General features: G+C 52.3%; 28 protein-coding genes and 1 other RNA gene. 15 read left to right on the top strand and 14 right to left on the bottom strand.

Features of this window, described 5'->3' with window-relative positions; all coding sequences use genetic code 11:
• Positions 1-56: 56 nt before the first annotated feature.
• From MWU63_RS03370 to MWU63_RS03360, 3 genes are all read right to left on the bottom strand, one after another.
• Positions 57-1391, bottom strand: coding sequence for an 8-oxoguanine deaminase (locus tag MWU63_RS03370; RefSeq protein ID WP_247076970.1), 1335 nt, complete (start codon positions 1389-1391; stop codon positions 57-59).
• A 150-nt stretch (positions 1392-1541) separates the two neighbouring features.
• The gene (gene hisN, locus MWU63_RS03365) at positions 1542-2354 is read right to left on the bottom strand and encodes a histidinol-phosphatase (protein ID WP_213887389.1); all 813 of its coding nucleotides are present in this window, start codon (positions 2352-2354) and stop codon (positions 1542-1544) included.
• A gap of 76 nt (positions 2355-2430) precedes the next feature.
• Positions 2431-2805, bottom strand: a complete 375-nt coding sequence (locus tag MWU63_RS03360) for a helix-turn-helix transcriptional regulator (protein WP_213887388.1) — start codon at positions 2803-2805, stop codon at positions 2431-2433.
• 331 nt (positions 2806-3136) lie between these two features.
• Here MWU63_RS03360 and MWU63_RS03355 point away from each other — a divergent pair, with 331 nt between their 5' ends.
• Positions 3137-4096, top strand: coding sequence for an NADPH:quinone oxidoreductase family protein (locus MWU63_RS03355; RefSeq protein WP_213887387.1), 960 nt, complete (start codon positions 3137-3139; stop codon positions 4094-4096).
• Here the strand turns inward: MWU63_RS03355 and MWU63_RS03350 are convergent.
• Complete coding sequence (locus MWU63_RS03350) at positions 4093-4947, bottom strand: LysR substrate-binding domain-containing protein (protein WP_247076969.1); 855 nt, start codon at positions 4945-4947, stop codon at positions 4093-4095. The genes MWU63_RS03355 and MWU63_RS03350 overlap by 4 nt on opposite strands.
• Before the next feature lie 123 nt (positions 4948-5070).
• Between MWU63_RS03350 and MWU63_RS03345 the strand changes: the two genes are divergently transcribed.
• Complete coding sequence (locus MWU63_RS03345; protein WP_213887385.1) at positions 5071-5265, top strand: DUF1127 domain-containing protein; 195 nt, start codon at positions 5071-5073, stop codon at positions 5263-5265.
• A 150-nt stretch (positions 5266-5415) separates the two neighbouring features.
• A complete protein-coding gene (locus MWU63_RS03340; protein ID WP_213887384.1) occupies positions 5416-6135 on the top strand; it encodes a Bax inhibitor-1/YccA family protein in 720 nt (239 codons plus the stop codon).
• Positions 6136-6190: 55 nt separating this feature from the next.
• Here MWU63_RS03340 and MWU63_RS03335 read toward each other — a convergent pair whose 3' ends face one another.
• A complete protein-coding gene (locus tag MWU63_RS03335; protein WP_246531563.1) occupies positions 6191-6703 on the bottom strand; it encodes a GNAT family N-acetyltransferase in 513 nt (170 codons plus the stop codon).
• 110 nt (positions 6704-6813) lie between these two features.
• Positions 6814-6981, bottom strand: coding sequence for a 50S ribosomal protein L33 (gene rpmG, locus MWU63_RS03330; RefSeq protein WP_213887383.1), 168 nt, complete (start codon positions 6979-6981; stop codon positions 6814-6816).
• A gap of 189 nt (positions 6982-7170) precedes the next feature.
• Between rpmG and MWU63_RS03325 the strand changes: the two genes are divergently transcribed.
• Both MWU63_RS03325 and MWU63_RS03320 read left to right on the top strand, forming a co-directional pair.
• Entirely contained in the window at positions 7171-7767 is a 597-nt protein-coding gene (locus tag MWU63_RS03325) for a TetR/AcrR family transcriptional regulator (RefSeq protein ID WP_247076967.1), read from the top strand.
• Positions 7768-7818: 51 nt separating this feature from the next.
• Positions 7819-8511, top strand: a complete 693-nt coding sequence (locus MWU63_RS03320; RefSeq protein WP_247076965.1) for a hypothetical protein — start codon at positions 7819-7821, stop codon at positions 8509-8511.
• A gap of 12 nt (positions 8512-8523) precedes the next feature.
• Here MWU63_RS03320 and rnpB read toward each other — a convergent pair.
• The 5 genes from rnpB to gatC all read right to left on the bottom strand — a co-directional run bounded on the left by rnpB (position 8524) and on the right by gatC (position 12166).
• Positions 8524-8938: RNase P RNA component class A (rnpB, locus tag MWU63_RS03315), an RNA gene on the bottom strand.
• A 12-nt stretch (positions 8939-8950) separates the two neighbouring features.
• The gene (locus MWU63_RS03310; RefSeq protein ID WP_247076963.1) at positions 8951-9637 is read right to left on the bottom strand and encodes an N-acetylmuramoyl-L-alanine amidase; all 687 of its coding nucleotides are present in this window, start codon (positions 9635-9637) and stop codon (positions 8951-8953) included.
• Positions 9638-10351: a hypothetical protein gene (locus MWU63_RS03305; protein ID WP_213887379.1), complete on the bottom strand. Its 714-nt coding sequence runs from the start codon at positions 10349-10351 to the stop codon at positions 9638-9640.
• A 36-nt stretch (positions 10352-10387) separates the two neighbouring features.
• Entirely contained in the window at positions 10388-11875 is a 1488-nt protein-coding gene (gatA, locus tag MWU63_RS03300; protein ID WP_247076961.1) for an Asp-tRNA(Asn)/Glu-tRNA(Gln) amidotransferase subunit GatA, read from the bottom strand.
• A 3-nt stretch (positions 11876-11878) separates the two neighbouring features.
• Positions 11879-12166, bottom strand: a complete 288-nt coding sequence (gene gatC, locus MWU63_RS03295) for an Asp-tRNA(Asn)/Glu-tRNA(Gln) amidotransferase subunit GatC (RefSeq protein ID WP_213887377.1) — start codon at positions 12164-12166, stop codon at positions 11879-11881.
• Between the two features lie 127 nt (positions 12167-12293).
• On the opposite strand from gatC, the gene MWU63_RS03290 reads away from it, so the two are divergent.
• Positions 12294-12986, top strand: coding sequence for a metal-dependent hydrolase (locus MWU63_RS03290; protein WP_213887376.1), 693 nt, complete (start codon positions 12294-12296; stop codon positions 12984-12986).
• An 88-nt stretch (positions 12987-13074) separates the two neighbouring features.
• Here MWU63_RS03290 and MWU63_RS03285 read toward each other — a convergent pair whose 3' ends face one another.
• The gene (locus MWU63_RS03285) at positions 13075-13527 is read right to left on the bottom strand and encodes a nucleoside deaminase (RefSeq protein WP_213887375.1); all 453 of its coding nucleotides are present in this window, start codon (positions 13525-13527) and stop codon (positions 13075-13077) included.
• Positions 13528-13603: 76 nt separating this feature from the next.
• Here MWU63_RS03285 and MWU63_RS03280 point away from each other — a divergent pair, with 76 nt between their 5' ends.
• The 9 genes from MWU63_RS03280 to dtd all read left to right on the top strand — a co-directional run bounded on the left by MWU63_RS03280 (position 13604) and on the right by dtd (position 22183).
• Complete coding sequence (locus tag MWU63_RS03280) at positions 13604-14404, top strand: pseudouridine synthase (protein ID WP_213887374.1); 801 nt, start codon at positions 13604-13606, stop codon at positions 14402-14404.
• Positions 14405-14483: 79 nt separating this feature from the next.
• Positions 14484-15299 (top strand): tellurium resistance protein TerC, encoded by an 816-nt coding sequence (locus tag MWU63_RS03275; protein ID WP_247076960.1) that lies wholly within the window; start codon positions 14484-14486, stop codon positions 15297-15299.
• A 170-nt stretch (positions 15300-15469) separates the two neighbouring features.
• On the top strand, positions 15470-16354 hold the full coding sequence (locus MWU63_RS03270) for a 5-bromo-4-chloroindolyl phosphate hydrolysis family protein (RefSeq protein ID WP_213887372.1): 885 nt from the start codon (positions 15470-15472) through the stop codon (positions 16352-16354).
• Between the two features lie 38 nt (positions 16355-16392).
• Positions 16393-17583, top strand: coding sequence for a toxic anion resistance protein (locus MWU63_RS03265; RefSeq protein WP_247076958.1), 1191 nt, complete (start codon positions 16393-16395; stop codon positions 17581-17583).
• Positions 17584-17592: 9 nt separating this feature from the next.
• Complete coding sequence (locus MWU63_RS03260; protein WP_213887370.1) at positions 17593-18537, top strand: DUF2927 domain-containing protein; 945 nt, start codon at positions 17593-17595, stop codon at positions 18535-18537.
• 19 nt (positions 18538-18556) lie between these two features.
• Entirely contained in the window at positions 18557-19675 is a 1119-nt protein-coding gene (locus MWU63_RS03255; RefSeq protein ID WP_213887369.1) for an SPFH domain-containing protein, read from the top strand.
• Between the two features lie 36 nt (positions 19676-19711).
• Positions 19712-20806 (top strand): primosomal protein N' (replication factor Y) - superfamily II helicase, encoded by a 1095-nt coding sequence (locus tag MWU63_RS03250; protein ID WP_247076956.1) that lies wholly within the window; start codon positions 19712-19714, stop codon positions 20804-20806.
• Between the two features lie 19 nt (positions 20807-20825).
• The gene (locus MWU63_RS03245; RefSeq protein ID WP_247076954.1) at positions 20826-21746 is read left to right on the top strand and encodes a carbohydrate kinase; all 921 of its coding nucleotides are present in this window, start codon (positions 20826-20828) and stop codon (positions 21744-21746) included.
• Positions 21746-22183, top strand: coding sequence for a D-aminoacyl-tRNA deacylase (gene dtd / locus MWU63_RS03240; RefSeq protein WP_213887366.1), 438 nt, complete (start codon positions 21746-21748; stop codon positions 22181-22183). Before MWU63_RS03245 ends, dtd begins: the two co-directional genes overlap by 1 nt.
• A gap of 106 nt (positions 22184-22289) precedes the next feature.
• Here the strand turns inward: dtd and MWU63_RS03235 are convergent, their stop codons facing one another.
• Together MWU63_RS03235 and gcvP are read right to left on the bottom strand one after the other, a co-directional pair.
• The gene (locus tag MWU63_RS03235; RefSeq protein WP_246531592.1) at positions 22290-22715 is read right to left on the bottom strand and encodes an alkylphosphonate utilization protein; all 426 of its coding nucleotides are present in this window, start codon (positions 22713-22715) and stop codon (positions 22290-22292) included.
• Positions 22716-22963: 248 nt separating this feature from the next.
• Positions 22964-25810, bottom strand: a complete 2847-nt coding sequence (gene gcvP, locus MWU63_RS03230; RefSeq protein ID WP_213887364.1) for an aminomethyl-transferring glycine dehydrogenase — start codon at positions 25808-25810, stop codon at positions 22964-22966.
• Positions 25811-25816: the final 6 nt, after the last annotated feature.

Raw genomic sequence — 25816 nt, 5'->3', positions numbered from 1 at the left:
GCAAACCTCTGAAAGTGGGCTTCAAACCTAACACCAGAACCGCGATATGCCAGTTCTCATTCGATGAGACGACGTGCTAACGCGTTCTGCCGCTCTACCACCTTTGGCAAATCGATTGTCACCATTTGCGCGTCTCGAACAACTTGCCGCCCCTCGACAAACAGATCACGCACCTTATTTGGTCCGGCCAGTAGCAAGGCCGCAGGGTCCCAACTACCTGCACTCTCGACACCCGAAACATCCCAGACGGCAAGATCGGCACGTTTCCCGGGCACGATCTGGCCGCAATCTTTACGCCCCAGCACCTCGGCCCCGCCACGTGTCGCAATCTCCAGTGCTTCTTGTGCACTCATCGCGTCCGCTCCCCGGAAAACGCGTTGCAAGAGCATGGCTTGCCGTGCCTCGCTCATCAGGTTGCCAGTGTCATTCGAAGCTGAGCCATCAACCCCAAGCCCAACATTGACGCCAGCATCACGCATCGCGCGAACTGGTGCGATGCCCGAGCCAAGTCGACAGTTCGAACAGGGACAATGTGCAACACCGGTTGAGGAGCGCGCAAACAGATCAATTTCCTGACAATTAAGCTTTACGCAGTGGGCATGCCAGACATCCGCGCCAGTCCAGTCAAGATCCTCGGCATACTGGCCCGGACGACAGCCGAACTTTTCAAGACTGTAAGCAATATCTTCATCATTTTCCGCCAGATGAGTGTGCAACATCACTCCCTTGTCCCGGGCCAAAATAGCAGCGTCACGCATCAGTTCGCGGCTGACCGAAAATGGGGAGCATGGCGCGATACCGACCCTGACCATCGAACCTTCGGTCGCATCGTGAAAACCATCAACCACACGGATGCAATCGTTCAGAATGTCTTGTTCGCGTTCGACCAAATTATCAGGGGGCAATCCGCCATCGCTTTCCCCAATCGACATTGCGCCACGCGTCGGGTGGAACCTGAGGCCAACCTCAGCTGCGGCTTCTATCGTATCTTCAAGCCGCGCACCGTTTGGATAAAGATACAGATGATCTGCGCTCATGGTGCACCCAGACAACGCAAGCTCGGCCAAGCCAGCCTGAGCAGACACACGCATTTCTTCGGGTCCGAAACGCGACCAGATTGGATACAAACGCTGCAACCAGCCAAACAAAAGCGCGTCCTGCGCACCTGGCACCGCGCGTGTCAGTGTTTGATAAAGGTGGTGATGCGTATTCACCAAGCCCGGCGTCACAACACACCCAATAGCATTGACGATTTCACCGGTTGAACTGAGGTTTTTCCCTACTTCGGCAATCACGCCATCGCGCATCAGGATATCGCAATTCGCAATGGTCGCGCGCGTATCATCCATGGTGACCACGTAATCGGCATTCTTAATAACAACTTCGGACATTTTCCGCTCCACACATGTTTCTGCCCCCTTCGGCACATGTGTGTTCCCGCCGACAGAAAGGGGAAAAGGACTCGGCAGACTTTTACAGACTAACCCATAAGCACTTCCACGCCAATATCTTGCTGGCGCGATATTGATAGGTTGGTGCGGCTATTGCTCTGGCGTTTTTGAAAGGATCGCAAGCGCTGCTGCGTGTGTTTCCGGGTTCGTCGCTGCCAGCGCGCGCCCGCCGTCATGTGCAGGACGTCCTTGCCAGTCTGTCACAATTCCGCCCGCAGCTTCGATCACCGCTATCGGTGCCTGAATATCAAAATCCTGAAGCCCGGCTTCAATCACCAAATCAATCTGCCCGTGGGCGAGTAGCGCATAAGCATAACAATCCATCCCGTATCGCGTCAGTTGCACTTGTTTGGCAACATCGTGAAACGCAGCGCCTTCCTCGGCAGACCCTACTTCAGGAAATGTCGTAAAAAGAACAGATTGATGCAGGGGGCGGGCACCACGCACACCCAGCGGTTTTGTTTCATGGGGTCCGGCCATATAGGCTTCGCCCATCCCACCGATAAAACGTTCGCCCGTATAGGGCTGGTCTATTACGCCAAAAATTGGGCCGCTCTGATCCCGAATGGAAATCAGGACCCCCCAGGTCGGAGTGCCGCTGATAAAACCTCGCGTACCATCAATCGGGTCAAGCACCCAAGTCAATCCGCTGGAACCGGGCTCGTCTCCAAATTCTTCACCACGAATTCCATCGTCTGGGCGTCTTTCTTGCAGAATCGCGCGCATCGCCTGTTCTGCTTCACGGTCAGCAATTGTGACGGGATCAAACCCTTCAACATATTTATTATCGGTTTGAAGGTTAGCTTGTCGAAAATAGCGGAGCGTAACAGCCCGTGCGACATCAGCCATAGCAAAAGCAGTCTCCTTCAGAGACTGCTTTTCTGTTTCATTTAATTTTGACATTCCACCACCAGAGCCGGGTTACACCCACGCCCTAGCTTGCAACGATTAACTGCGTCAAGCCCGCGTAACCTGAGACCTAAGCCGCGTCGCTAAGCACTCTTGCCAAGTCGAACAAACGCCGACGCTGATTCTCGGGAATCTTGTAGTACGACCTAATAAGATCCAGCGCTTCTTTGTCAGCAAGAATATCACCTGGAATGGTTTGACCTTTTTCGCCCTCTGCGCCTTCGCTTTCACGAATGCCTTCAAAGAAAAACGAAATCGGAACACCGAGCGTTTCAGAAATATCCCATAGACGAGATGCGCTTACCCGGTTCATGCCAGTTTCATACTTTTGTATTTGCTGAAACTTAATTCCGACTTTCTCAGCCAATTGCTGCTGAGTCATGCCAACCATCCAACGACGATGGCGTATGCGTTTCCCTACGTGCACATCAACAGGATGCTTCATTCTCGTTACTCCCAAAATCTGTAGCTACCAAACTATATACAAGCAAGTTTCGTGCCAAACCCAACAAAAAATCCATATTTTTTTATTTTTCACGTTTAACGCGCCAATCACGCCTTGAACGGTACTCAAAGGAGACTTTTTCCACATAATTTCCGTTTCTCCATTAAGAAGAATCACATATTATTTTAATCTACCTCTGCGTGTTTAGCATTTTGCAATGCTTTTTGCAATTATTACTCATTCGTTTATTTCGCAAATTGCGAATCTTGACCTGCCTACACCGAAATGCTTAGCAGTCGCATTGGCAAAATTAACGGGGAAAAATCGGAAAATGCGCGCTTATCAAGTCAAAAACTACAACGTGAAGGCGCAGCTTTGCTCCATCCCGACCCCGGAACCCGCAGCGGGTCAGGTTCGCGTTAAAATAGAAACCTGCGGATTAAACTTTGCTGATCTATTGATGATGAAAGGGCAATATCAGGAAAAGCCTGTGCTTCCATTCATACCTGGAATGGAACTCGCAGGCACGGTTGACGCTTTGGGGCCGAATGTAACTTCCCCGTCAATCGGAACGCGAGTTGCAGTATTTTCCGGGCAAGGAGGGTTGGCTGAATATGGGTGTTTCGGAGCGGACCGTTGCGTTCCCCTGCCTGACGACATGCCGTTCTCAGACGCTGCTGCTTTTCAGATCGCGTATGGAACGTCTCATATGGCGTTGGACCACAAAGCCGGCTTGCGCAGAGGCGAGACTCTTCTTGTTTTGGGTGCAGCGGGCGGTGTTGGTTTAACTGCAGTGCAAATTGGCAAGCAAATGGGCGCAAGGGTGATTGCCTGCGCGCGCGGGAAAGACAAACTTGCTGTGGCCAAAGAAGCCGGTGCAGACCACCTGATTGACAGTGACACCCAAGATATCCGCGAAGCCGTAAAAGCGCTTGGCGGTGCAAATGTTGTTTACGACCCGATCGGTGGAGAACAATTCACTGCTGCGCTTCGCGCATGTAACCCAGAAGCGCGGATACTTGTAATCGGTTTTGCCAGTGGGACTGTTCCACAAATACCCGCCAACCTTCTGCTCGTTAAAAACATAAGTGTCGTCGGCCTCTACTGGGGTGGGTATCTTAAGTTTAGCCCGGAAACGCTGACCGGAAGCATGGCTCGGCTTTTTGAATGGTACGCCGAAGGTACCTTAAAGCCGCATATCAGCCACAGCTTTCCTTTCGATCAACTGGACGACGCGTTTGAAACGCTGCGCCAGCGAAAATCAACAGGCAAGGTTATTGTTACGCTCTAAAGGCTGCTAAATGCAGAACGTATATACTGCACAAGATCTTCTGCCGCCTGCCCCTTTGCTAAATCCGAAACATAGAGATTAATTTTTTTCGATGTAAGTTCTGGTAGGGCCCCTCCATGACGCACCGGCTCCAAATAGGGAGCACCCATTCCCTGTAAAACAGTATGAACAGCCAGATCTGCGCTTACGCTTGCTTCGATGGTACGCGAGCTGTCTGATTCAACTGCCATCTCCCAGGGGATACCAGCGCGATCCAGCGCTTCCTGCACGCCTATCCGAAAAATACAGTTATGCTCAAAAGCCAATCGAAGCGGTCGGGATTTCCAGGCGGTGCCATCGGGGGCACCAATCCAGACCAGAGGTATCTCTGTTAATGTTTCGCCCCCCGCCTCGCAGAAATCTTCGGTGGTCAGGATAATGTCACATTCGCCGTGCCCGAATAGGTTGTGAAGATTGCGGGTGAAGGACGAAACCAAATGAACCCTGACACGAGGATAGGCTGCATTGAATCGCTGCAATACCTTGGGAACCGCCGGGTAAACGATGTCATGCGGGACACCAAGTGTAAGCTCTCCCTCAAACGCCTGATGGGTGAGTCGGGCGTATACCTCGTCATTCAGGTCAAGCATACGCCGGGCATAGCCCAATAACTGCTCACCATGCACTGTGAGGCCAATCTGTCGTGCAGACCGATCAAGCAATTGAACATTCAGCGATTCCTCCAACCTCTTGAGCTGCATTGACACCGCCGATTGCGTCACATGCAAAAACCCCGCGGCCTTTGTCACGCCGCCAGCATCTGACACTGCAACAAATGAACGCAGGGCAGTCATGTCCATATTTCGAAGCATATCACAATCCTTGATGTATAGTTTCAAAAACATTCATTTTTAAAATGATACACATGTTGTCATATACATCAAGTCTTTTGATGAAAAACCATAATCGCATCACACAATAGAAAGGGAACAGCGATGACTTCAATAACCGCCAACGCCCTACGGGCTTCAAGCAACCGGGTAAAACTGGGTAAGAAAATCTCATTGGCATTTGCTGCCGCACGTCAAAGAAATGCACTAAGCCGCCTTGACGATTTCCGGTTGAATGACCTTGGCATCACGGCCACCGAAGCAGCGCGCGAAAGCCGCCGCGCGTTCTGGGACATCTAATTCGTAAACGAGTCCTTAAGCACAAAAAGATTATTTCCGCATTTATCTGCGGAAAATCTTGTAAAATGGGTCGTCATTGCCGATATTTAGCAGCGAGGGCGGCCCTTTTTCGAGGGCTGCCTACCTTATTAACAGGTTTGGAGGCCTAAAATGGCAGAATTTGACCAAGTTGGCGCACGGGCAGGGACACGCACCGCCGACATTGATGCGGGCCTGCGCGCGCATATGAACAAAGTCTACGGCACTATGTCCGTGGGCCTTCTGATGACTGGGCTCGTTTCGTGGGCAGTCGGCAATAACGAAGCAATGCTTTCAATGTTGTTCACCGGGTTCACCCGTTACATCGTAATGTTTGCACCGTTGATCATGGTTTTCGCATTCGGTGCTATGATCAATCGGTTGTCTGCTGCAGGTGCGCAGTTGTTTTTCTATGCCTTCGCAGCAGCGATGGGCCTATCAATCAGCTATATCTTCGCGATCTACACTGATTTCTCAATTACGCAGACCTTTCTCGTGACCGCTATCGCATTTGCCGGGCTCAGCCTCTGGGGTTACACCACTAAGAAAGATATCTCGGCTTGGGGATCCTTCCTGATCATGGGTGTAATTGGCCTGATCGTCGCGTCGATCATCAATATCTTCCTTGGCTCACCTGCCATCATGTTCGCGATCTCAATGATCGGTGTGCTGATCTTTGCGGGATTAACAGCCTATGACACACAGAAGATCAAGAATACCTACCTGCAACATGCACACATGGGTGACAGCGAATGGATGGGAAAAGCGGCAATTATGGGCGCGCTGAACCTTTACCTCGACTTCATCAACATGTTCATGTTCTTGCTGCACCTTTTCGGCAACCGCGAATAAAACACCTGAAAAATTCAAGTAAAAGGGCCAGTCTGCGGATTGGCCCTTTTTTTTGTTACAAACCAATGTGCATTTGTGTCGCTGGAAACCGGATACCCGCTGCAAGGCTCAGTTCAACAGAGCCGATTCTCTGAAATCCCATAGCTTCGTAAAACGGTTCTGCAGTTACGGTGCTCATGCAATCCATACGCCTTGCTCCCGCCTCATAGGCGCGCTGATAGATATGACGCATCAGTGCTCTCCCGATACCTTGCCGCGTGCGCCTGTGATCGGTCGCGACGTGGCGTATATGGGCAAGATCGTTTCGACCTGCGCCACCCATTGGGCTGATCCATGTCCAACCACCAACGCCGACCGCAACACCTTCTGAATCCCGTACAACGTAATAGCTGGCAGAACGAAGTAATCGTGGGTTGGCTTTGGTGATCATCGGCAATGCCATTGCAAGTACCGATGGCTTGTAATCCGGCTTCAGCAGAACTGGGTAACTCTTCCGCAGCAATTCCTCAACAACAGAGAGATCTGCCATAGTTGCCGTTTTGATCGTCAGTGATTGTGTCTTAAACATTTCACGCGCTCCGCTTCGCAGTTGAGGTGTCGAGATCCGCGCGGCGAGAGGGGGAAATGAAAAAGCCGCGCTCGTTGCGCGGCCTCATCGTGTCGTTTCTTAAAAAGGGCTTACTTGATTTTGCCTTCTTTGTACGGCACGTGCTTGCGCACAACGGGGTCATACTTATTGACCACCATCTTTTCGGTCATGGTGCGTGCATTTTTCTTGGTCACATAGAAGTGGCCTGTGCCCGCCGAGGAGTTCAGGCGGATTTTAATTGTGGTCGGCTTCGCCATGGTCTTGCTCCAGTCAACGGGGCGGCAACAAACAGCGTTCGGGGCCACCCGTGAAATCCTTGAAGCCCGCCTTTTATACGCTTGAAGGCCCGAGTCAACCGTAAAGCCGGGGAATAGTGAAAAACGTGAAAGGTTCAAGCGCAACAGAATAAATTGACCTTATAGTTAGCGCTTGCTAACTACACCAATATGACTGATTCCATATTCTATATCTCGGACGACGATCCGCCTTCTAAAAGGCGCATTCTGGTAGAAGGCCTGCGCCTGTTTGCCGAGCGTGGACTTTCGGCAACGTCAATCAGGGATATCGCCTCGGCAACTGGCTACAGCAACCCGGCGCTTTACAAACACTTCAAAACCAAAGACGAACTCGTCCTCGTTCTATTTGAGCGTTCTTACAAGGAACTTATGCACCGCATAACATTGGCCCTAAGCCGCGAAACCGGGTTTTCTGAGAAGTTCCGCACTTATGTTAAAACGTTCTGCGAATTTTACGATGAGCATCCGCATGCCTCAATATTTACTACCAACAATCTTGCGGTTCTCTGGCCGCGCGTTTCTGGCACTATGGGCGACAGGACGGTTATTACCATTACGCGTCAGCTTCTTGAAGACGGCAAACAGGAAGGCCTGGTTTCAAAAACCGCAGACCTGTCCCTTCTACTGGTCCTCGTTACCGGAACAATAAATCAGTTGAACAGACAATTCTATCTCAACGCGATAGAGGGTCCTGCGAAGAAACATGCAGCTGGCATCGAAAAAATTCTTAGGGCGGGTCTAGGTTAACTTTTTTTTACGCAAAAGGTTAGCGTTTGCTAACTAAAGAGGAAAAACACCATGCAAGCCATAAATCACGCCGTCACGGCGCTAATACTAAAAAAAACATTCCCCGAAGCACCCCTCTTAGGACTGATCCTGACGACTGAAGCTGTCGAATACCTTTGGGTAGGTCTTAATATAGTTGGGCTCGAGAAAACGGATATTGGGCCAGAAATGCAATCTGTCTCGGATGTCCACCTTGTGCACATGCCCTTCTCACATTCGGTCGGAACAAGTGTCATCCTTGCAGCCGTGTTGGGCCTGATAGTATTTTGGCATGGTGGTAAAGCAGCGAAAGCAATCGCCCTTGCATTATCACTTGGCGTTTTTTCTCATATCGTGCTTGATTTGATCGTACACGCCCCCGATATCGCGGTTTTCCCCTTTTTTAACCCGTCAAAACTTGGCACCGGGCTTTATACAAACCAACCTCTGTTAGCCCTCGCACTGGAAACAGTTTGGGGAATTCTATGCTGGTGGATTTTCCGGGGCAGTTGGGGGCTCTTGGCCCTGATCGTGACATTAGAGATCACAGCCCTTCCACTTTATTCAAACATGATAAATGCCGGGGAATCTTTACTCACCGGACAGGACACTATCTTCGCATTGGTAATTCTCGCGCAGATGATCGCAACAACTGCGCTCGTCTGGCTTTTTGCCAGAAAAAGAACTGAGGCGCAGCCAAACGGAAATGCTGCGGTTATTGAATAAGACAGGTTATGATTGCGCGGATGGCCTGTAAGCCGGATTCTGTCCCGGATGGGTTTCCCCATCCATGGATGACCATTCTTCTGCGCGCGCCGTTACCGGCGCGCTGATGCTGCCTACCCGGACCTGCTGGAGCGAAGTCACCCCGCGACGCAAGCGCCGCACGCGGTCCCTATTCGGCATTGCTCCCGGTGGGGCTTGCCGTGCCAGCCTTGTTGCCAAGGCCGCGGTGGGCTCTTACTCCACCGTTTCACCCTTACCTGCTGCTGGTTTCGGTTGCCCGACCCGGCGACTGGCGGTTTGTTCTCTGTGGCGCTTTCCCTCGGGTTGCCCCGGCCGGGCGTTACCCGGCACCGTCACTTCTCGGAGTCCGGACTTTCCTCACGAAGAAGGCTTTCGCCAAATCCCGTGCAGCCATCCAGCCATCCGCGCAATTGGGTAGTTAGGTGGTCTGTGGTGCGCGGTCAACGGGGAAGCGCCGGGCGAGGTTCAATGCCGCACCAACATCCTCAGCCGTAAGCGCACCCGTCACCCAGGGGCGAAACCGCATACGGAAGGCCGTGCACAACGGACCAAACTCAACATCGGGATAGCCAAAGCCCTGCAATGCAGAAACGAACGCGCTTTCGCTTGGTGAGTTACATTCTTCTTCATCTGGCCAGACTGAAAGACCCAATCGCGCAAACCGCCGCCAATCAAAACGCCTGCCCGGATCATTTTTGCGTTCGGGTGACATATCAGAATGGCCAATGATGCGTTCTGGCGGAATGCTCCACCGCGCCATAACGCCCGTAAGCACATTTTCTAACGATTGCATCTGCCCTTCTGAAAATGGGGCAAACCCCGAATTGGCAAGCTCTATCCCTATAGAGCGCGAGTTTACGTCTGAAACCGCCCCCCAACTTCCAGCGCCGGCGTGCCAAGCGCGCATTTCTTCAGCAACGAGTTGCGAAACTTCACCAAACTCATCAATCAAATAATGTGCTGATACTTCATACTGCGGGTCGCAAAGACGCGCGCACGCGGCATCTGCGCTTTCCATTGCTGTGTAATGGATCACAACCATATCAGGTTTCGCACCACCCCGGCGTTCGCCAAAGTTTGGTGAAGAAACCTGTCTTAGCCGCATCTAGTTCTCGGTCGGTTGCGCTGTTGAATTGCTCCGCTGCACTTGCCTGCGTGCGTTGCGAAACGGTGCCGGATCCCAGTAACATGCGAACCCGTCTCCATCCGGGTCAAGGCCGCGCCTGTCGTGCCTCGGCCCGCCTGCGTCCAGAAATGCCTCTTGCGCAAGATCAGACGACGCATAGTTCGCACAATTCCGCTGAAACCGGCTTTCAGCAAAAACGACAGAGCGGCTATAAATTCCCTGCCCTACGTTGTTGGTTGTCTTTAATGCAAACTCAACAATATTGGGTCGGTTAGAACCTGAACGTGTTGGCACAGCAGTCGGGGCAATTTCGACATATTGCTGTCTGTTGGCAGCAAGACGTTCCCGGTCACTTTCAATCGTTTCACGTTCGGCGACAGCGTCGAATTCCTGCTCGTCAGAAATACCGGAGTTGCGCCGGGTCGAGCTCGTTGCATCAGCTCTGGTTTGTGGCGAGGTATCGTTCCCCGCAACAACGACATCTGCATTGTATCCAGTTGGTGCCTCGGACGAAATTACACCTGGGTCTGGCATGGCAGAGCCTCGTATAGCGGCTTCACGCGCCGCGCGCTGGCGTTCGTAGTCTTCATAGTCACCAAAGCCAACACCGGCTGCGCTATCAGGCACGGCTGGCGCACATGCAACAAGCGCAAAAGTCATGATGAGCAACGAAACGGGGACAAAAATCCGCATTACCTATTTACCTGCCTTTGTTATTTTGGCGCGTTTTTACCACCATTTGCCCGGTTTGGAAACAAAACCGGCGGCCTGCTCCAAAACATAAGCAGAATTTAGCAGATCACCTTCTTCCCATGGCCGCCCGATCAGTTGTAGCCCAAGGGGAAGACCTTGCTTGTCGAGACCGGCCGGAACCGCAATACCCGGCAATCCAGCCAGGTTGACGGTGACAGTAAAAACATCATTCAGATACATCTGCACTGGATCGGCATCCGCCATTTCACCAAGGCCGAAAGCCGCTGACGGCGTCGCCGGTGTCAAAATTGCCTCGATCCCAGCATCAAAGACATTTTCGAAGTCTTTCTTGATCAGCGTACGCACCCTTTGCGCCCGGCGGTAATACGCATCGTAGAAGCCGGCAGAAAGCACATAGGTCCCGATCATCACCCGGCGCTGCACCTCTGGGCCAAACCCTTCAGCACGGGTTTTTTCGTACATGTCATCAATACCCTCGCCTTTGGCGAGCTTGGCCCGGTGGCCATAGCGCACGCCATCATACCGGGCGAGGTTTGAGGACGCTTCAGCAGGTGCAATCACATAGTATGCAGGCAGCGCATACTTCGTGTGGGGTAGCGAAATATCAACAATTTCGGCCCCGGCATCACGCAGCATTGCCGTACCATCCGCCCAAAGCTTTTCAATCTCGTCAGGCATTCCATCCATCCGATATTCCTTTGGAATACCGATTTTCTTACCTCGGATATCGCCGGTCAGCGCCGCTTCAAAATCTGGGACGGCAAGATCAGCACTTGTTGAGTCTTTCGGGTCGTGCCCCGACATCGCCGCAAGCATGATCGCTGCATCCCGTACAGATTTTGTCATCGGGCCAGCCTGATCAAGCGATGAGGCAAAAGCGACAACACCCCAGCGAGAGCACCGCCCGTAGGTCGGCTTTATACCTGTTATTCCAACGAAAGCGGCTGGCTGACGGATCGAACCGCCTGTGTCTGTTCCGGTTGCCGCAAGGCAAAGATCAGCGGCAACTGCTGACGCCGATCCACCAGAAGACCCTCCCGGTGTCAGAGCGGCGTCGTCATTGCCACGACGCCAGGGGTTTACGACATTTCCATAGGTCGAAGTCTCGTTTGAGCTACCCATGGCGAATTCGTCCATGTTGAGCTTGCCCAACATAATGGACCCCGAATCCCAGAGTTGCAGGGTAATGGTTGATTCATACTCAGGTCTGAAACCACTCAGAATCGCAGAGCCTGCCTGGCTAGGAACACCCTTGGTGCAAAACAGGTCTTTGATACCCAGCGGAATGCCGCACATATCTGGTGCATTTCCGGCTGCAATACGCACATCGGCGGCCTTGGCCTGATCTAAGGCAATTTCCGGCGTATGGTGCACAAACGCGTTCAACGTACCTGCGTCTTCAATTGTCTTCAGACAGGCCTCGGTCAGTTCAACCGAAGTCACATCGCCCGCACGCAGTTTCGCGCGCGCATCAGAAATTGTGAGTTTGTTCAGTTCAGACATCGCTTATTCCACAACTTTAGGCACAGCAAAAAATCCTTCGCGCGCATCGGGTGCGTTTTTCAGAATCTTGTCTTGCTGACCCCCGTCGGTCACCACATCAGCCCTACGCTTCAGAGGCATCGGTGTGACAGAGGTCATAGGTTCAACACCTTCGATATCCACTTCATTCAATTGTTCGATGAATCCGAGGATGGCATTGAATTCTTCTGCCAGTGCAGGAAGAGCATCCTCTTCCACTCTGATGCGCGCCAGATGCGCGACGCGGCGCGCGGTATCCTTGTCAATCGACATCGGGGTCTCCGTGATTTGTTGATTAGCCTTTAGCGTCCTGTCCTCCTAGCCGCAAGACTATGGGGAACCTCGCAGGTGACATAGGCGCCAATCCTGCTAAGATTTTTGCTAGAAAACGGAGGACGCTATGAAAATCATCTGGCTTGGACACTCGGGCTTTCGCATAGAGATCGGTGATCAGATATTGCTGATCGATCCCTGGCTCACCGGAAACCCGATGTTTGAAGAAAGTGAACGCGCTGACGCAATTGCGGGAGCCACACATATTCTCGTGTCTCACGGACATGGTGATCATTCCGCCGACGCCGTCGCCATTTCTAAAGAACTGGGCATTCCCAGCGTCGGAACCTACGATTTGATGAGCTACTGGGAAGAAGCGGAAGAAATTAATGTCGTTGGCTTCAACAAAGGGGGCACCGTCGCGCTTGGCGATGTTGACGTCACACTTGTTAACGCGACACATTCCTCTTCTTTTCTGGTTGACGGAAAACCAACATACGCCGGCGCTGAAGCTGGTTTCATCATATCGGGTGAAGGGAAAACCATCTATTTTAGCGGCGACACTGACGTGATGGCCGACATGAAAATATTCAACGATCTGCACGCACCTGATATCGGGATTCTTTGCGCGGGTGGGCATTTTACAATGGATATGAAGCGCGCGGCCTATGCTGCAAAAACATTCTTCAATTTCAAAATCGTGATTCCCTGCCACTACAGAACCTTCCCGCTGCTTGAGCAGTCGGCAGACGTGCTTGCAAAGTCCCTCACGGGCGTTGACGTATTGGAACCCGAGGTCATGAAAGCCATTACCCTTTGATTCCGCTTAATCTTTTTCCAAAAATATCCCCGCCGGAGGCAAGAAAGTTTAATGTCTCCGGCGGGGATATTTGCAGAGCCTGGAAAAACTAACGCCGGTTCGCGAAAAACCCCTTCAGCAAGGATTCTGATTCCCTGGCGGATATACCATCGTAAACCTCTGGTACGTGATGCGCCTGGGAATGGTCAAAGATTCTTGGACCCTGCGCTATTCCGCCTGATTTTGGGTCCGCGGCACCATAATACAAACGCGCGATACGTGCCGCAGAAATTGCCATTGCGCACATGGGACATGGCTCCAACGTTACATAAAGGCTGTAGCCCATCAGGCGCTCGGTGTCTGCGTCTTTGCAGGCTTCACGGATCACCAGAATTTCGGCATGCGCTGTTGGATCGGACAATTCACGTGTTCGGTTTCCTGCTTTGGCAATCACATGTCCTTTTGCGTCCACCAGCACGGCGCCAACAGGAACCTCACCTCTTTCGCCAGCAGCACAGGCTTCCTCCAGCGCAAGGCTCATGTGACTTGTAAAATCGCTCATTTGCTCTCTCTGCCCTGCGAATATTGAATTGCCAAGTCGCTTTCCCTTTTAGCTAAGACAGGCTAGAGCCTATTTCATGAGCAAAGAACCCCAAAAAGACGTCGCAAGACCCGGCGAACGCATTGCAAAAGTTCTGGCCCGTGCGGGCATAGCCTCGCGGCGCGAAGTTGAACGCATGATCGAATCTGGTCGTGTTACTGTTAACGGAAAAAAGATCAGCAGCCCTGCGCTGAACATTACAACAGCGGACAAAGTTACTGTCGATGGCAAATCTGTTGGTGAGCCTGAGCCACCGCGTGTTTGGCTGTACCATAAGCCGTTAGGCCTTGTGACAACGGAGCGCGACGAAAAAGGCCGCAAAACGGTTTTTGAATCTTTGCCGGACAACATGCCCCGGGTGCTGAGTGTTGGTCGGCTCGATATAAATTCCGAAGGTCTGCTTCTGCTGACGAACGATGGCGAAATGAAGCGAAAAATGGAGCTACCTTCAACAGGTTGGCTGCGGCGTTACCGGGTGCGGATCAAAGGCAGACCAACAGATGATATGCTTGCGCCGCTAAGAAAGGGCATCGTGATAGACGGCGAACGCTTCCAGCCAATGGAAGTAACAATCGACCGCCAGCAAGGCGCCAATGCCTGGCTGACAGTTGCAATACGCGAAGGAAAGAACCGCGAGGTTCGCCGCGCGATGGATGCAGTGCAACTGGACGTAAACCGTCTGATCCGCATCAGCTATGGGCCGTTTCAACTTGGAAATCTAGAGGCCGGCGCGGTTGAAGAGGTCAAGCAACGGGTGGTACGCGACCAGCTAGGTCTGCGTGAAAATCCAAAACCGACAGTGCAGCGTAAAGGCCAACCCACCCGCCGCCGACAATAAAGCGAATCCCGCGAAAGCTTGACCTTGCGCGCCGCTTCGCTAGTTCTAAGCCCCAGAAAATTCAGTTGGGGCATGCGCGATGGCAGATATTTTAACGATTGAAAACCTTAGTAACCTATTAGTTCTTTGCTTTCTTCAGGCAGTGCTTGGGTTTGACAACCTTCTCTACATCACAATCGAAAGCCAGCGCGCACCGATTGAACATCAGAAAGCCGTGCGTTTTTGGGGTATCATAATCGCAGTTTTGCTGCGCGTTGTTCTGCTTTTCACGATGATCCAGCTAATCGACTCGATGTCTGAACCGTTTTTTGTTTTCGACTGGACTGGTGTCCTTGAAGGTGGTGTTAATTTTGCTACCCTGGTGTTCATATTGGGCGGCGTGTTCATCATCTATACCGCCGTAAAAGAAATCGGCCATATGCTGACGATTGACCGCCTTGATACAGATGTAGAGCATAAGCGCGGTAAATCTGCAGCGCAGGTGATTGCTGTAATCGTGATGATGAATCTCATATTCAGTTTTGATTCAATCCTTTCATCACTGGCGATTACAGATGTTTTTCCGGTTCTGGCCTGTGCAATTCTTGCATCTGGTTTTGCAATGCTGGTATTGGCTGACGGCGTTACAAAATTTCTTGAAAAGAACCGAATGTACGAGGTTCTGGGTCTGTTTATATTGCTCATCGTCGGCGTTGTGCTTTTGGGTGAATCTGGTCCCGCAGCCGCCCATGCGATGCATGATGATACTTTGCAGATAAAAGTATTTGGCCAAGCAATAATCCCGATGTCAAAATCGACCTTCTATTTTGCGATCATCGTTCTTGTTGCAGTTGAGGTTGTGCAATCGGGCTATTCTCGCAAGCTTGCAGCAGAGCGCTCTGCTGCTTCCCGGTGATAATTCCCCGCAGCGTAACGCTGGATCGAATCTAACGCATGGCCTATAGCTTGTTAGCGCCTGATTTATTGTAGGGGAGGTTGTTTTATGAGCGGAACTGGTTTGCAAAAACTTGCATTTGTTCTGCTTGTTGCGTTGATCCTCTATGTCTCTGTTACGGGAGGCGTTTAGTGGCACAACGGTTTGGTGGAAAATACAGCCCTGATGACGCGCCGGATATTTCCGGCGCCCCGCAGAAATCCCCATTTCACGGCCAACGCAGAAGCCGTGTAGGTGGGCGGGTCAATTTTCTATTTCTTGCACCACTTCCCCTGGCATTTCGCGCCTTTTTTCAGGATCCGACAGGGCTTGCGCTTAATTTATTGGCTTTTGGCACGTTGATCCTCGCGGCGTGGCTAACGCGCGACGGGCTCTTGGCACAAGAAGCCTATGAAGCGCGTAAAATTGCACGCCGACCAGCCATCCCTCGAAAAATGTTTGGCTCTGCTCTGACTGGCATCGGCTTGTTTATCACTGGGTATGCAGGAACGGGCAGCATAGCCAGCCCGATGTTGTTGGCGATTGTCGGAACATTGTTGCACGGGTTTTCATTCGGTATTGACCCGCTACGCGACAAAGGAATGGAGGGGATCGATACCTTTCAGTCTGACCGCGTCGCACGTGTCATCGAGGGTGCCGAAAAACATCTGGCCGCTATGTCTGACGCGATAAAACGCGCAGGTGATCGCGAGCTTGAAGCCCGTGTCGCGCAATTTCAGGCAACCGCACGCGACATGTTTCGGACAGTCGAAGAAGACCCCCGAGACCTGACAGCAGCCCGCAAATATTTGGGCGTCTACCTGCTGGGTGCGCGCGATGCGACTGCCAAATTTGCGGATATTTACGCCCGTTCCAGTGATATGAAAGCCCGCGCTGACTACGAGGCTTTACTTACCGATCTTGAAGAAAATTTCGCCGCGCGCACACGCGCACTATTGCTCGATGACCGCAGCGATCTTGATGTAGAAATTGAAGTGCTGCGCGAACGACTGGCCCGCGAAGGCATACGCGCCTGAGAGCCACCCTGTTTACCTGTAGTGAGGGAGAATTGTTAATGTCCGAGACCATACGCCAGAAGGCTGAACAAACACTGCGTGAGATTGAAGAAGTCACCGCGGTTATCCTGCCTGAACCGTCGACAGCGATTGTGCCAATCAGTGAGGCCAAGAAACCTGTCGCTGCGCAAATCAAGAAGCGCATGGCAGAAATCGACATGACAGATACCGGTTCTATCGTTCGTTTTGGTTCGGGCGCGCAAGCGGAACTACAACAGATCAGCCAGGCGATGTTGACAGATGTTCGCAACAAAGACGTTGGTCCGGCAGGCGACGGCTTGCGCGACATGGTAACAACTATTCGCGGCTTTTCAGTTTCGGAACTGGACGTGCGGCGTAAAGCAAGCTGGTGGGAAAGGCTTTTGGGGCGAACTGCACCTTTTGCCAAGTTTCTTGCGCGGTTTGAAAAAGTTCAGGGGCAGATTGATAAGATCACCGACACGCTTTTGAACCACGAGCACAAGCTGTTGAAAGACATAAAATCGCTCGACCAACTTTACGAAAAGACACTGGATTTCTACGACGAGCTTGCGCTTTACATTGCGGCTGGCGAAGAAAAACTGCGCGATTTGGACGAAACAACAATCCCTGCCAAGGAAAAGGAAGTCAAAGCAGCACCTGAGAAAGATCAGGTGATGGTTGCACAACAATTGCGCGACCTGCGTGCTGCACGCGATGATCTGGAACGCCGTGTGCATGACCTAAAACTGACGCGTCAGGTGACGATGCAATCGCTGCCTTCGATCCGTCTGGTGCAGGAAAACGATAAATCTCTGGTTACCAAGATCAACTCGACACTCGTTAACACCGTGCCATTGTGGGAAACCCAATTGGCGCAAGCGGTCACGATACAGCGGTCTTCAGAAGCTGCGGAAGCTGTTCGCGGTGCCAATGATCTTACTAATGAATTATTAACCGCAAACGCGAAAAACCTTCGGATTGCGAACAAAGCTGTGCGCGAAGAAATGGAACGTGGTGTATTTGACATAGAAGCAGTAAAAACAGCCAATGCAGAGTTGATTGCAACGATCGAGGAAAGCCTGCAAATCGCCGATGAAGGCAAGGCACGACGTGTCGCCGCAGAAGAGGATCTGAAAAAGATGGAAGCAGAATTGCGCGACACCCTTGCCTCTGCGAAAGCACGCGGCGATGGTGTGGGCCACAACGCCGGCTCTGCCGTGCCTTCCTAAGGATACTTGATGCAACTGCGCCCCTTGCTAGCCGCGCTTTTGACAATCGGCCTGTTAGGTCTGATGGGTTGTCAACCATTAGGGGTGCAGTCATCTCCCTTGCCTTTACCCAGACCTGACGAGACGGGTGAGGGCATACCCGAACGATCCGAAGAAAGTGAGCGGCTCGTTCGTCACTATGCATACCTGCAGAACGATTTGCTTGCACAGGGGTTAATGCGAACAGATGGTGGCGGCCCGGATGCGCGCTTCACTCAAGAAGATCTCGTTGAAAACTTCCTGCGGATCGCTCTCTACGATGAGTATGTTTTTACAAACGGGCGCCTGATTGCCCGAGAATCCGCCAGCCGCCTGCGCCGTTGGGAAGCACAGGTTCGGATTGGCCTTCACTTCGGCGCAAGCATTCCTGCCGCACAACTTGAAAAAGACCAGTCAAGCATAGACCGTTATTCCCAGCGTCTTTCCAGGGTCAGTGGCCATTCCATTCGCATCGCAGAAGACGCCAATTTCCACGTCTTGATCCTGAACGAGGATGAGCGAAAAAGTTATGCGCCCCAACTAAAAGCTCTTATCCCCGGAACGAGCGACCGGATCATCACATCTATCCTGACAATGCCACGCCCGACACTTTGCCATGTATTCGCATTTTCAGGTGGTGCAGGCGATAACATATACAACACGGCAGTTGCCGTTATCAGAGGGGAACATCCTGACCTGACGCGTCTGGCGTGCATTCACGAGGAAATTGCGCAGGGTCTTGGGCTCGCCAATGATAGCCGCGACGCACGTCCTTCAATTTTCAACGATGACGAAGAGTTTGCTTTGCTGACGCGACATGATGAACTTTTGCTTAAGATTTTATACGACCCCCGGCTTCGCACCGGGATGACACCAGACGAAGCCCGCGAAACAGTTGAAACCATCGCGGCAAAGTTAATGGGCGGAAATACTTAGTACAAAGACGGAGATAACCATGGGAATTCTTGATTTTCTGATCGGCGAATTCATCGATGTAATCCATTGGGTCGATGATACCCGCGATACGATGGTCTGGCGTTTTGAGCGCGAAGAACACGAAATAAAGTATGGCGCAAAGCTAACGGTTCGCGAAGGGCAAGCAGCTGTCTTTGTTCACGAAGGCCAAATTGCTGACGTCTTTACCCCCGGTCTTTACATGTTAGAGACCAACAATATGCCAATTCTTACAACGCTGAACCACTGGGATCATGGCTTTCAATCCCCGTTTAAATCCGAAATCTACTACGTCAACACCACCCGGTTTAACGACCTGAAATGGGGCACAAAGAATCCGATAATTCTGCGTGATCCTGAATTTGGACCCGTGCGAATTCGTTCATATGGCACCTATACAATTCGTGTCTCGGACCCGGCAAAGTTTCTGACTGAAATCGTTGGGACGGACGGTGAATTCACCATGGATGAAATCAGCTACCAGATCCGCAATATTATCGTTCAGGAATTTTCGCGCGTGATTGCGTCATCCGGTATCCCGGTTCTCGACATGGCCGCAAACACTGCGGACCTCGGCAAACTGGTCGCCGCAGAAATATCGGGAACGCTGGAAAACTACGGCCTGTCGATGCCCGAGCTTTACATCGAAAACATCAGCCTGCCTGCCTCCGTTGAAGAGGCGCTTGATAAACGTTCGTCAATGGGGCTTGCGGGCGATCTTGGCAAATTCACACAATATTCAGCGGCCGAAGCCATGACTGCAGCCGCGCGCAACCCTTCTGGCGGAGGTGGAATGGGCGCTGGGTTAGGAATGGGAATGGGCATAGCGATGGCAGGGCAGATGGCACAGGCTGGCCCTTGGGGTGCGCAACAACAACCCGCCTCGCCGCCACCACCACCACCTGTTGAAAAGGTCTGGCATATTGCTGAAGACGGTGAAACCAAAGGACCGTTTTCGCGGGCAGCGCTTGGCCGCATGGTTGGTGCGGGTAGCTTAAGCCGGGAAACCTACGTCTGGACCGCCGGGCAGGACGGCTGGCAAAAAGCCGAAGACATCAGTGAATTGGCCCAACTTTTCACAGTGTTACCCCCACCGCCACCCGCTTCTGACAAGGTGTAATAGTCTCGCTTCACACGTAAACAAAATGTCCCGACCATGACAAAGCAGATTGAAGAGCATCGTTTCCCTTGTGAAACCTGCGGATCCGACCTTCGGTTTGCGCCGGACTCTAAACAGTTGGTTTGCGATCACTGTGGCAACACCCAACCGCTGGGCCCCCTCGAAAGCAAAACTGCTGCAATCCGGGAACTGGATTTCAGGCGCGCGCTTGACGCGCAGTTGCCTGAAGCTGAAATTGAAGAAATTCGCACTCTGACATGCCCGAATTGCGGGGCGCAGGTCGAATTTGATCAGACAAGTCATGCAGCTGAATGCCCGTTCTGCGCAACGCCGGTTGTGACAGACACAGGTGCCCACCGACTTATCAAACCCAAAGGTGTTTTGCCTTTCGTGCTGGAAGAAACGGAAGCGCGCAATGCGATGTCCAAATGGCTTGGACGATTGTGGTTCGCACCTAACGGCCTGCAGGACTACGCCCGTAAGGGCAGGATAATGCAGGGAATCTACGTACCCTACTGGACTTTTGACGCAGATACCAAGAGCAAGTACAGCGGCCAACGCGGTACCGTTTATTACGAAACACACACCGTTAGGGTGAATGGCAAAACCGAGACACGCCAAGTTCAGAAAGTTCGCTGGGCGTCAGTTTCTGGTCGCGTTGCGCGTTGGTTCGATGATGTACTTGTTCTGGCGTCCCGGTCCCTACCCAAACGCTATACTGACGCGCTCGAACCGTGGGATCTTTCGGAAATGATACCTTACCAACCTGAATACCTGGCGGGTTTTCGGGCCGAAGCATACACAGTTGAACTAGATGAAGGGTATAGCGAAGCACGCGTGCGCATGAACCGGGTTATTGAGCGTGATGTAAAGTTTGACATCGGGGGTGACCGGCAGCGCATACAGTCGATCGATACAGCAGTTAAGGACATAACCTTTAAACACATCCTGCTGCCTGTCTGGCTTGCCGCCTACAAATACCGGGGCAAAACCTACCGCTTCGTCGTAAACGGCCAGTCAGGTCGTGTGCAGGGGGAACGCCCTTGGTCGGCCTGGAAAATCGCGATCGCGATCATCGTTGGCGCTGTTGTTTTTGGTGCTGTCGGGTATGTAATAGCCAGTAATCAGTAACGTCACGTTCCGAGGTCCTATGATTTTATGCTGCGGTGAAGCGCTGATCGACATGCTGCCCGGTGCTCTGGCAGACGGAAACATCGGCTTTGCGGCTCATCCAGGTGGGGCCGCCTTGAATACAGCCATCGCGCTCGGGCGACTTGGCGCCACAGTTGGTTTGTTTGCCGGAGTTTCAAACGACCTTTTTGGTAAAAAGTTGACCTGCGCACTAGATGATAGCCACGTCACTCAGAATTACCTCGTGCGCTCTGACAGGCCCACAACCCTTGCATTCGTAGAACTATCAAACGGTAACGCGCAATACGCCTTCTACGATGAAAACACGGCAGGCCGTATGCTAGCACCAGATAATCTACCAAATTTGAATGATGTGGATGCCCTATTGTTGGGTGGCATTTCGCTCGTCGAAGAACCTTGTGGGTCAACATTCGAAGCCTTGATGCAACACGAATCTTCACGCCATGTCACGATGATTGATCTAAACATACGACCTTCGTTTATTCAGGATGAACACGCCTATCGAATGCGTATCGACCGCATGGTCTCTATGGCTGACATAGTGAAAGTATCTGACGAAGACCTGCAATGGCTGGACGACAATACCGACAGCGAAATTTTTGCAAGATCCCTGCTTGAAAAAGGCCCAGAACTTGTCTGCCTCACACAAGGCGACAAAGGCGTAACAGCCTACAGCAAAAACGGAAAAATTCATGTGCCTTCCCAGAATGTTGCGGTTGCAGACACGGTTGGCGCCGGCGATACTTTTAATGCTGGTATGCTTGCCGAACTGCAATCTTCCGGCGCGTTGACGAAAAAGAACATCGCCAATCTAAAACCCGCGGAAATAGAAGCTGCACTAACGCTTGGTGTACTCGCCGCAGCTATCACCGTATCCCGAGCGGGTGCTAACCCACCCTGGAGAAAGGAATTGCCCTGATGCGCGCCTTGATACAACGCGTAAAAGCCGCCTCTGTAACCGTTGATGATTCAATCGTCGGAGAAATTGGTACCGGCCTTTTGATTCTTGTTTGCGCCATGGAAGGTGACAGCGAAATTCAGGCAAACCGGCTTGCTGCGAAGATCAGCAAACTGCGCATCTTCAAAGACGACACAGGCAAAATGAACAAATCACTCCTCGACACGAGCGGCGCGGCACTGGTTGTCAGCCAGTTCACTCTGGCTGCAGATACTTCGCGCGGCAACAGACCCGGGTTTTCATCCGCCGCGAAACCAGAACAGGGTGAAATACTTTATGAACACTTCGCCGCTGAGATACGCAAATTAGGGATAGAGGTCGCCATGGGGCGCTTCGGGGCCGATATGTCGGTCGCGCTTGTCAATGACGGCCCGGTCACGATTTGGCTGGAGGTTTAACCCCCGATTGGGTTTTCTTTTTCCTCTAAATATCCCCGCCGGAGGCAAGAAAACTAAATGCCTCCGGCGGGGATATTTTAGGAATAAAGAAAGTTCAGAGCGTCGTTCAGCCTGATTTCTTTGCAAACTCAGTTAAGATAACAATCCGTTGGCCGTTTACCCGGCCTTCGATGTGGCCTTCGTTATCAGCGACCAGAGAAATGCCGCGCACTGCGGTACCTCGTTTCGCTGTGAACCCTGCCCCTTTTACGTTGAGGTCCTTGATAAGGGTAACCGTATCTCCGGCGGCAAGTACAACACCATTACAGTCTCTGTGAACCAGATCGCCCGCGCGGCTTGTACTTAATCCTGCCTCAGCCCATTCCAGCAATTCCGGATCCAAATAAGCTATTTCAAGTAGATCACGTGCCCAGGCTTCACTTTCCAGTCGTTTCAACTGACGATAGGCCAGTACCTGAACCGCAGGCACCTCTGACCAGATCGCATCAGACAGGCATTTCCAGTGAGGCGCATCGCTGATGTTACCCGTCATACCCTCGCGACAGGTCACGCAAAGTGTCACACTCTCGTCACGCGGTTCAACTGCTAGCCCCAAAAGAGCCTCTGACGCGCTGCAGAATTCACAAACTGATGAAGTTTCAGACATCTGGGCCTCTCATTTTTTGCCAGCAGCACCAATTTCGCGCTGAAAGTAGCAGCTAAATGAAACCGGAGGGCTTGGCCAGAGGCGTTGCATGGTCTTTCCGACGGCAACTGGTGCCACCGCCGGAAAACGTTCATTTATTCGTCGACGTAATCGCTCATCGGTGGGCAGGTGCATACGAGATTTCTATCGCCATATGCGTTATCAACCCGGTTGACCGGCGGCCAGTATTTATCAACGGCAAAAGCACCCGGCGGATAGCAAGCCTCTTTTCTGGTGTAGGGACGGTCCCAGTCACCCACGAGGTCTGCAACAGTGTGCGGGGCGTTCTTCAATGGGTTATTTTCCGCATCGATTTTACCATCCGCTATATCCTTTGCCTCTGCCCGGATGGACAGCATCGCCTCGCAAAAACGGTCAATCTCGGCCTTGGGCTCAGATTCTGTCGGCTCAACCATCAGGGTTCCGGCGACAGGCCAGCTCATCGTTGGGGCATGAAAGCCGTTATCAATCAAGCGCTTGGCGATATCGTCAACAGTCACACCAGCACTTTCGGCGACCGGGCGTGTGTCAAGAATACACTCGTGTGCGACACGCCCGTGATCTGACGTATACAGCGTATCGAACGCGCCCTTTAGCCGTGCCGCGATGTAATTGGCATTCAGGATCGCCACTTTGGTTGCTTGCGTGAGACCAGCCCCCCCCATCAGCAGGCAATAAGCCCAACTCACTGGAAGAATTGATGGCGAGCCGAAGGGTGCCGATGAAACAGGGCCCATTACATGCGCACGCTCAGGATGGCCTGGCAGGTAAGGTGCCAGATGCGCTTTCACACCAATTGGCCCCATACCAGGGCCACCACCACCGTGTGGAATGCAAAAGGTTTTATGCAGGTTCAGGTGGCTGACGTCACCTCCAATGTCACCGGGACGCGAAAGGCCCACCATGGCGTTCATATTCGCACCATCAATGTAAACCTGCCCGCCGTGCTTGTGCGTTACTTCGCAAACCTCGTTCACCGTTTCCTCGAACACGCCATGTGTCGAAGGATAGGTAATCATGCAGGCTGCCAGATTCTCGCTATGTGTTTCGGCCTTTTCACGGAAATCAGCAACATCGATATTGCCGTTTTCATCCGCACGAACCGGCACAACCTTCCAGCCAACCATTTGAGCCGAAGCAGGGTTCGTTCCATGTGCCGAGGTCGGAATCAGGCAGATATTGCGATGCCCTTCCCCGCGTGAAGCATGATAGCCGCGAATTGTTAGCAATCCGGCATATTCGCCCTGAGCTCCGGAGTTTGGCTGCTGAGATATAGCGTCATACCCGGTGATCTGGCAGAGTTTATCGTTCAGATCGTCAATCATCTGCGTGTAGCCCTCGGCCTGGTCAGCCGGAACAAAAGGATGCAGATTGCTGAACTCGGGCCATGTGACCGGAATCATTTCAATCGTCGCGTTCAGCTTCATGGTGCAAGACCCAAGCGGGATCATTGCACGATCCAACGCAAGGTCGCGGTCTGCCAGTCGACGCATATACCGTGTAATCTCTGCCTCAGCTCGATTGAGATGAAAAATCGGATGTGTCAGAAACTCGCTGTCTCGCAAGTTCGCTTCGGGCAGACGATACTCGCGATTTTTCTCGCTGTCGTCTTCCATATCGCCACCAAAGGCGCGCCAGACTGCTTCGATTGTTTCCGGACGTGTCTGTTCATCAAGACTGATACCGACACGGTCATCGTCAATCTTACGAAGGTTGATGCCGCCCGTGACAGCGGCATTCATGACAACGCCCTGAAGCGGGCCAACATTGACCGTTATGGTGTCAAAGAAAACTTCGGGCTCAACCTTGTAGCCAAGGCTTTCAAGGCCCTTCGCCAAACGCGCAGTTTTCCGATGAACAGATTGTGCGATCGCCTTAATCCCATCCGGGCCATGATAGACCGCATACATGGATGCGATAACCGCAAGCAGTGCCTGCGCCGTACAGACGTTCGAATTGGCTTTTTCGCGACGGATATGCTGTTCACGGGTCTGCAATGCCAAACGGTAGGCCTTGTTGCCGTGGCTATCGATCGACACGCCGATAATCCGCCCGGGCATAGACCGTTTGAACGCATCGCGTGTTGCCATATAGGCAGCGTGTGGGCCGCCGTATCCCAGTGGCACACCAAAACGCTGCGTAGACCCGATCGCAATATCAGCGCCCATTTCACCGGGTGACTTCAACAAAGCCAGCGCCAGAGGATCAGCGGCAACCACTGCAAGCGCTTTGGCATCATGCAGATTTTCGATCAGATCCGTAAAATCGCGTACATGGCCATACGTACCAGGATACTGAAATATAGCACCAAAAACATCTTCGGCGACCAGATCATCCGGTGCGCCAACGATCACTTCGATGCCAAGAGGCTCTGCACGAGTCTGAATAACAGCGATGTTTTGTGGGTGGCAGTTTTCATCTACAAAGAAAATGTCAGATTTTGATTTCGCTGACCGTTTCGCCATCGTCATTGCTTCGGCCGCAGCAGTGGATTCATCCAGCAGAGACGCATTCGCAATATCGAGCCCGGTCAAATCGCTGACCATAGTCTGGAAGTTTAGCAACGCTTCCAATCGGCCTTGCGAGATTTCAGGTTGATACGGTGTATAGGCCGTATACCAAGCGGGATTCTCCAGAATATTGCGCAAGATAACAGGCGGAGTCGTGGTGCCGTAATAGCCCTGACCAATCAGCGAAGTCAGAACCTTGTTCTTTTTAGCGACCTCTTTCATATGATACAGCGCGTCGCGCTCTGTCATCGCCGGACCCCAGTCGAGCGGCGTTTTTTGCCGGATCGCCTCGGGGACGGTATCATCAATCAGCTCATCAAGTTTTTTAAAACCGATCACCTTGAGCATATCCGCCATTTCGCGTGTCGTTGGACCTATGTGGCGCCTGTTGGCAAAATCATAGGCCTCGTAGTCCGTGAGTTTAAATCCCATTTGCGG

Origin of the sequence: Pseudohalocynthiibacter sp. F2068 (assembly GCF_023015645.1) — a bacterium.
GTDB classification, from domain to species: domain Bacteria; phylum Pseudomonadota; class Alphaproteobacteria; order Rhodobacterales; family Rhodobacteraceae; genus Pseudohalocynthiibacter; species Pseudohalocynthiibacter aestuariivivens.
Note: the sequence above shows the minus strand (reverse complement) of the source record. Positions and strands in the feature narration are given on the sequence as shown.

What these genes read in the sequence shown, in the direction of transcription:
- MWU63_RS03250 (WP_247076956.1), top strand. Translation starts at nt 19,712, where the DNA reads ATGACAAAGCAGATTGAAGAGCATCGTTTCCCTTGTGAAACCTGCGGA.
- MWU63_RS03355 (WP_213887387.1), top strand. Translation starts at nt 3,137, where the DNA reads ATGCGCGCTTATCAAGTCAAAAACTACAACGTGAAGGCGCAGCTTTGC.
- MWU63_RS03235 (WP_246531592.1), bottom strand. Translation starts at nt 22,715, where the DNA reads ATGACGGGTAACATCAGCGATGCGCCTCACTGGAAATGCCTGTCTGAT.
- MWU63_RS03340 (WP_213887384.1), top strand. Translation starts at nt 5,416, where the DNA reads ATGGCAGAATTTGACCAAGTTGGCGCACGGGCAGGGACACGCACCGCC.
- MWU63_RS03285 (WP_213887375.1), bottom strand. Translation starts at nt 13,527, where the DNA reads ATGAGCGATTTTACAAGTCACATGAGCCTTGCGCTGGAGGAAGCCTGT.
- MWU63_RS03255 (WP_213887369.1), top strand. Translation starts at nt 18,557, where the DNA reads ATGGGAATTCTTGATTTTCTGATCGGCGAATTCATCGATGTAATCCAT.
- hisN (WP_213887389.1), bottom strand. Translation starts at nt 2,354, where the DNA reads ATGTCAAAATTAAATGAAACAGAAAAGCAGTCTCTGAAGGAGACTGCT.
- gatA (WP_247076961.1), bottom strand. Translation starts at nt 11,875, where the DNA reads ATGTCTGAACTGAACAAACTCACAATTTCTGATGCGCGCGCGAAACTG.
- MWU63_RS03280 (WP_213887374.1), top strand. Translation starts at nt 13,604, where the DNA reads ATGAGCAAAGAACCCCAAAAAGACGTCGCAAGACCCGGCGAACGCATT.
- gatC (WP_213887377.1), bottom strand. Translation starts at nt 12,166, where the DNA reads ATGTCGATTGACAAGGATACCGCGCGCCGCGTCGCGCATCTGGCGCGC.
- MWU63_RS03370 (WP_247076970.1), bottom strand. Translation starts at nt 1,391, where the DNA reads ATGTCCGAAGTTGTTATTAAGAATGCCGATTACGTGGTCACCATGGAT.
- gcvP (WP_213887364.1), bottom strand. Translation starts at nt 25,810, where the DNA reads ATGGGATTTAAACTCACGGACTACGAGGCCTATGATTTTGCCAACAGG.
- rpmG (WP_213887383.1), bottom strand. Translation starts at nt 6,981, where the DNA reads ATGGCGAAGCCGACCACAATTAAAATCCGCCTGAACTCCTCGGCGGGC.
- MWU63_RS03360 (WP_213887388.1), bottom strand. Translation starts at nt 2,805, where the DNA reads ATGAAGCATCCTGTTGATGTGCACGTAGGGAAACGCATACGCCATCGT.
- MWU63_RS03320 (WP_247076965.1), top strand. Translation starts at nt 7,819, where the DNA reads ATGCAAGCCATAAATCACGCCGTCACGGCGCTAATACTAAAAAAAACA.
- MWU63_RS03350 (WP_247076969.1), bottom strand. Translation starts at nt 4,947, where the DNA reads ATGCTTCGAAATATGGACATGACTGCCCTGCGTTCATTTGTTGCAGTG.
- MWU63_RS03265 (WP_247076958.1), top strand. Translation starts at nt 16,393, where the DNA reads ATGTCCGAGACCATACGCCAGAAGGCTGAACAAACACTGCGTGAGATT.
- MWU63_RS03345 (WP_213887385.1), top strand. Translation starts at nt 5,071, where the DNA reads ATGACTTCAATAACCGCCAACGCCCTACGGGCTTCAAGCAACCGGGTA.
- dtd (WP_213887366.1), top strand. Translation starts at nt 21,746, where the DNA reads ATGCGCGCCTTGATACAACGCGTAAAAGCCGCCTCTGTAACCGTTGAT.
- MWU63_RS03290 (WP_213887376.1), top strand. Translation starts at nt 12,294, where the DNA reads ATGAAAATCATCTGGCTTGGACACTCGGGCTTTCGCATAGAGATCGGT.
- MWU63_RS03245 (WP_247076954.1), top strand. Translation starts at nt 20,826, where the DNA reads ATGATTTTATGCTGCGGTGAAGCGCTGATCGACATGCTGCCCGGTGCT.
- MWU63_RS03310 (WP_247076963.1), bottom strand. Translation starts at nt 9,637, where the DNA reads ATGCGGCTAAGACAGGTTTCTTCACCAAACTTTGGCGAACGCCGGGGT.
- MWU63_RS03275 (WP_247076960.1), top strand. Translation starts at nt 14,484, where the DNA reads ATGGCAGATATTTTAACGATTGAAAACCTTAGTAACCTATTAGTTCTT.
- MWU63_RS03260 (WP_213887370.1), top strand. Translation starts at nt 17,593, where the DNA reads ATGCAACTGCGCCCCTTGCTAGCCGCGCTTTTGACAATCGGCCTGTTA.
- MWU63_RS03325 (WP_247076967.1), top strand. Translation starts at nt 7,171, where the DNA reads ATGACTGATTCCATATTCTATATCTCGGACGACGATCCGCCTTCTAAA.
- MWU63_RS03305 (WP_213887379.1), bottom strand. Translation starts at nt 10,351, where the DNA reads ATGCGGATTTTTGTCCCCGTTTCGTTGCTCATCATGACTTTTGCGCTT.
- MWU63_RS03335 (WP_246531563.1), bottom strand. Translation starts at nt 6,703, where the DNA reads ATGTTTAAGACACAATCACTGACGATCAAAACGGCAACTATGGCAGAT.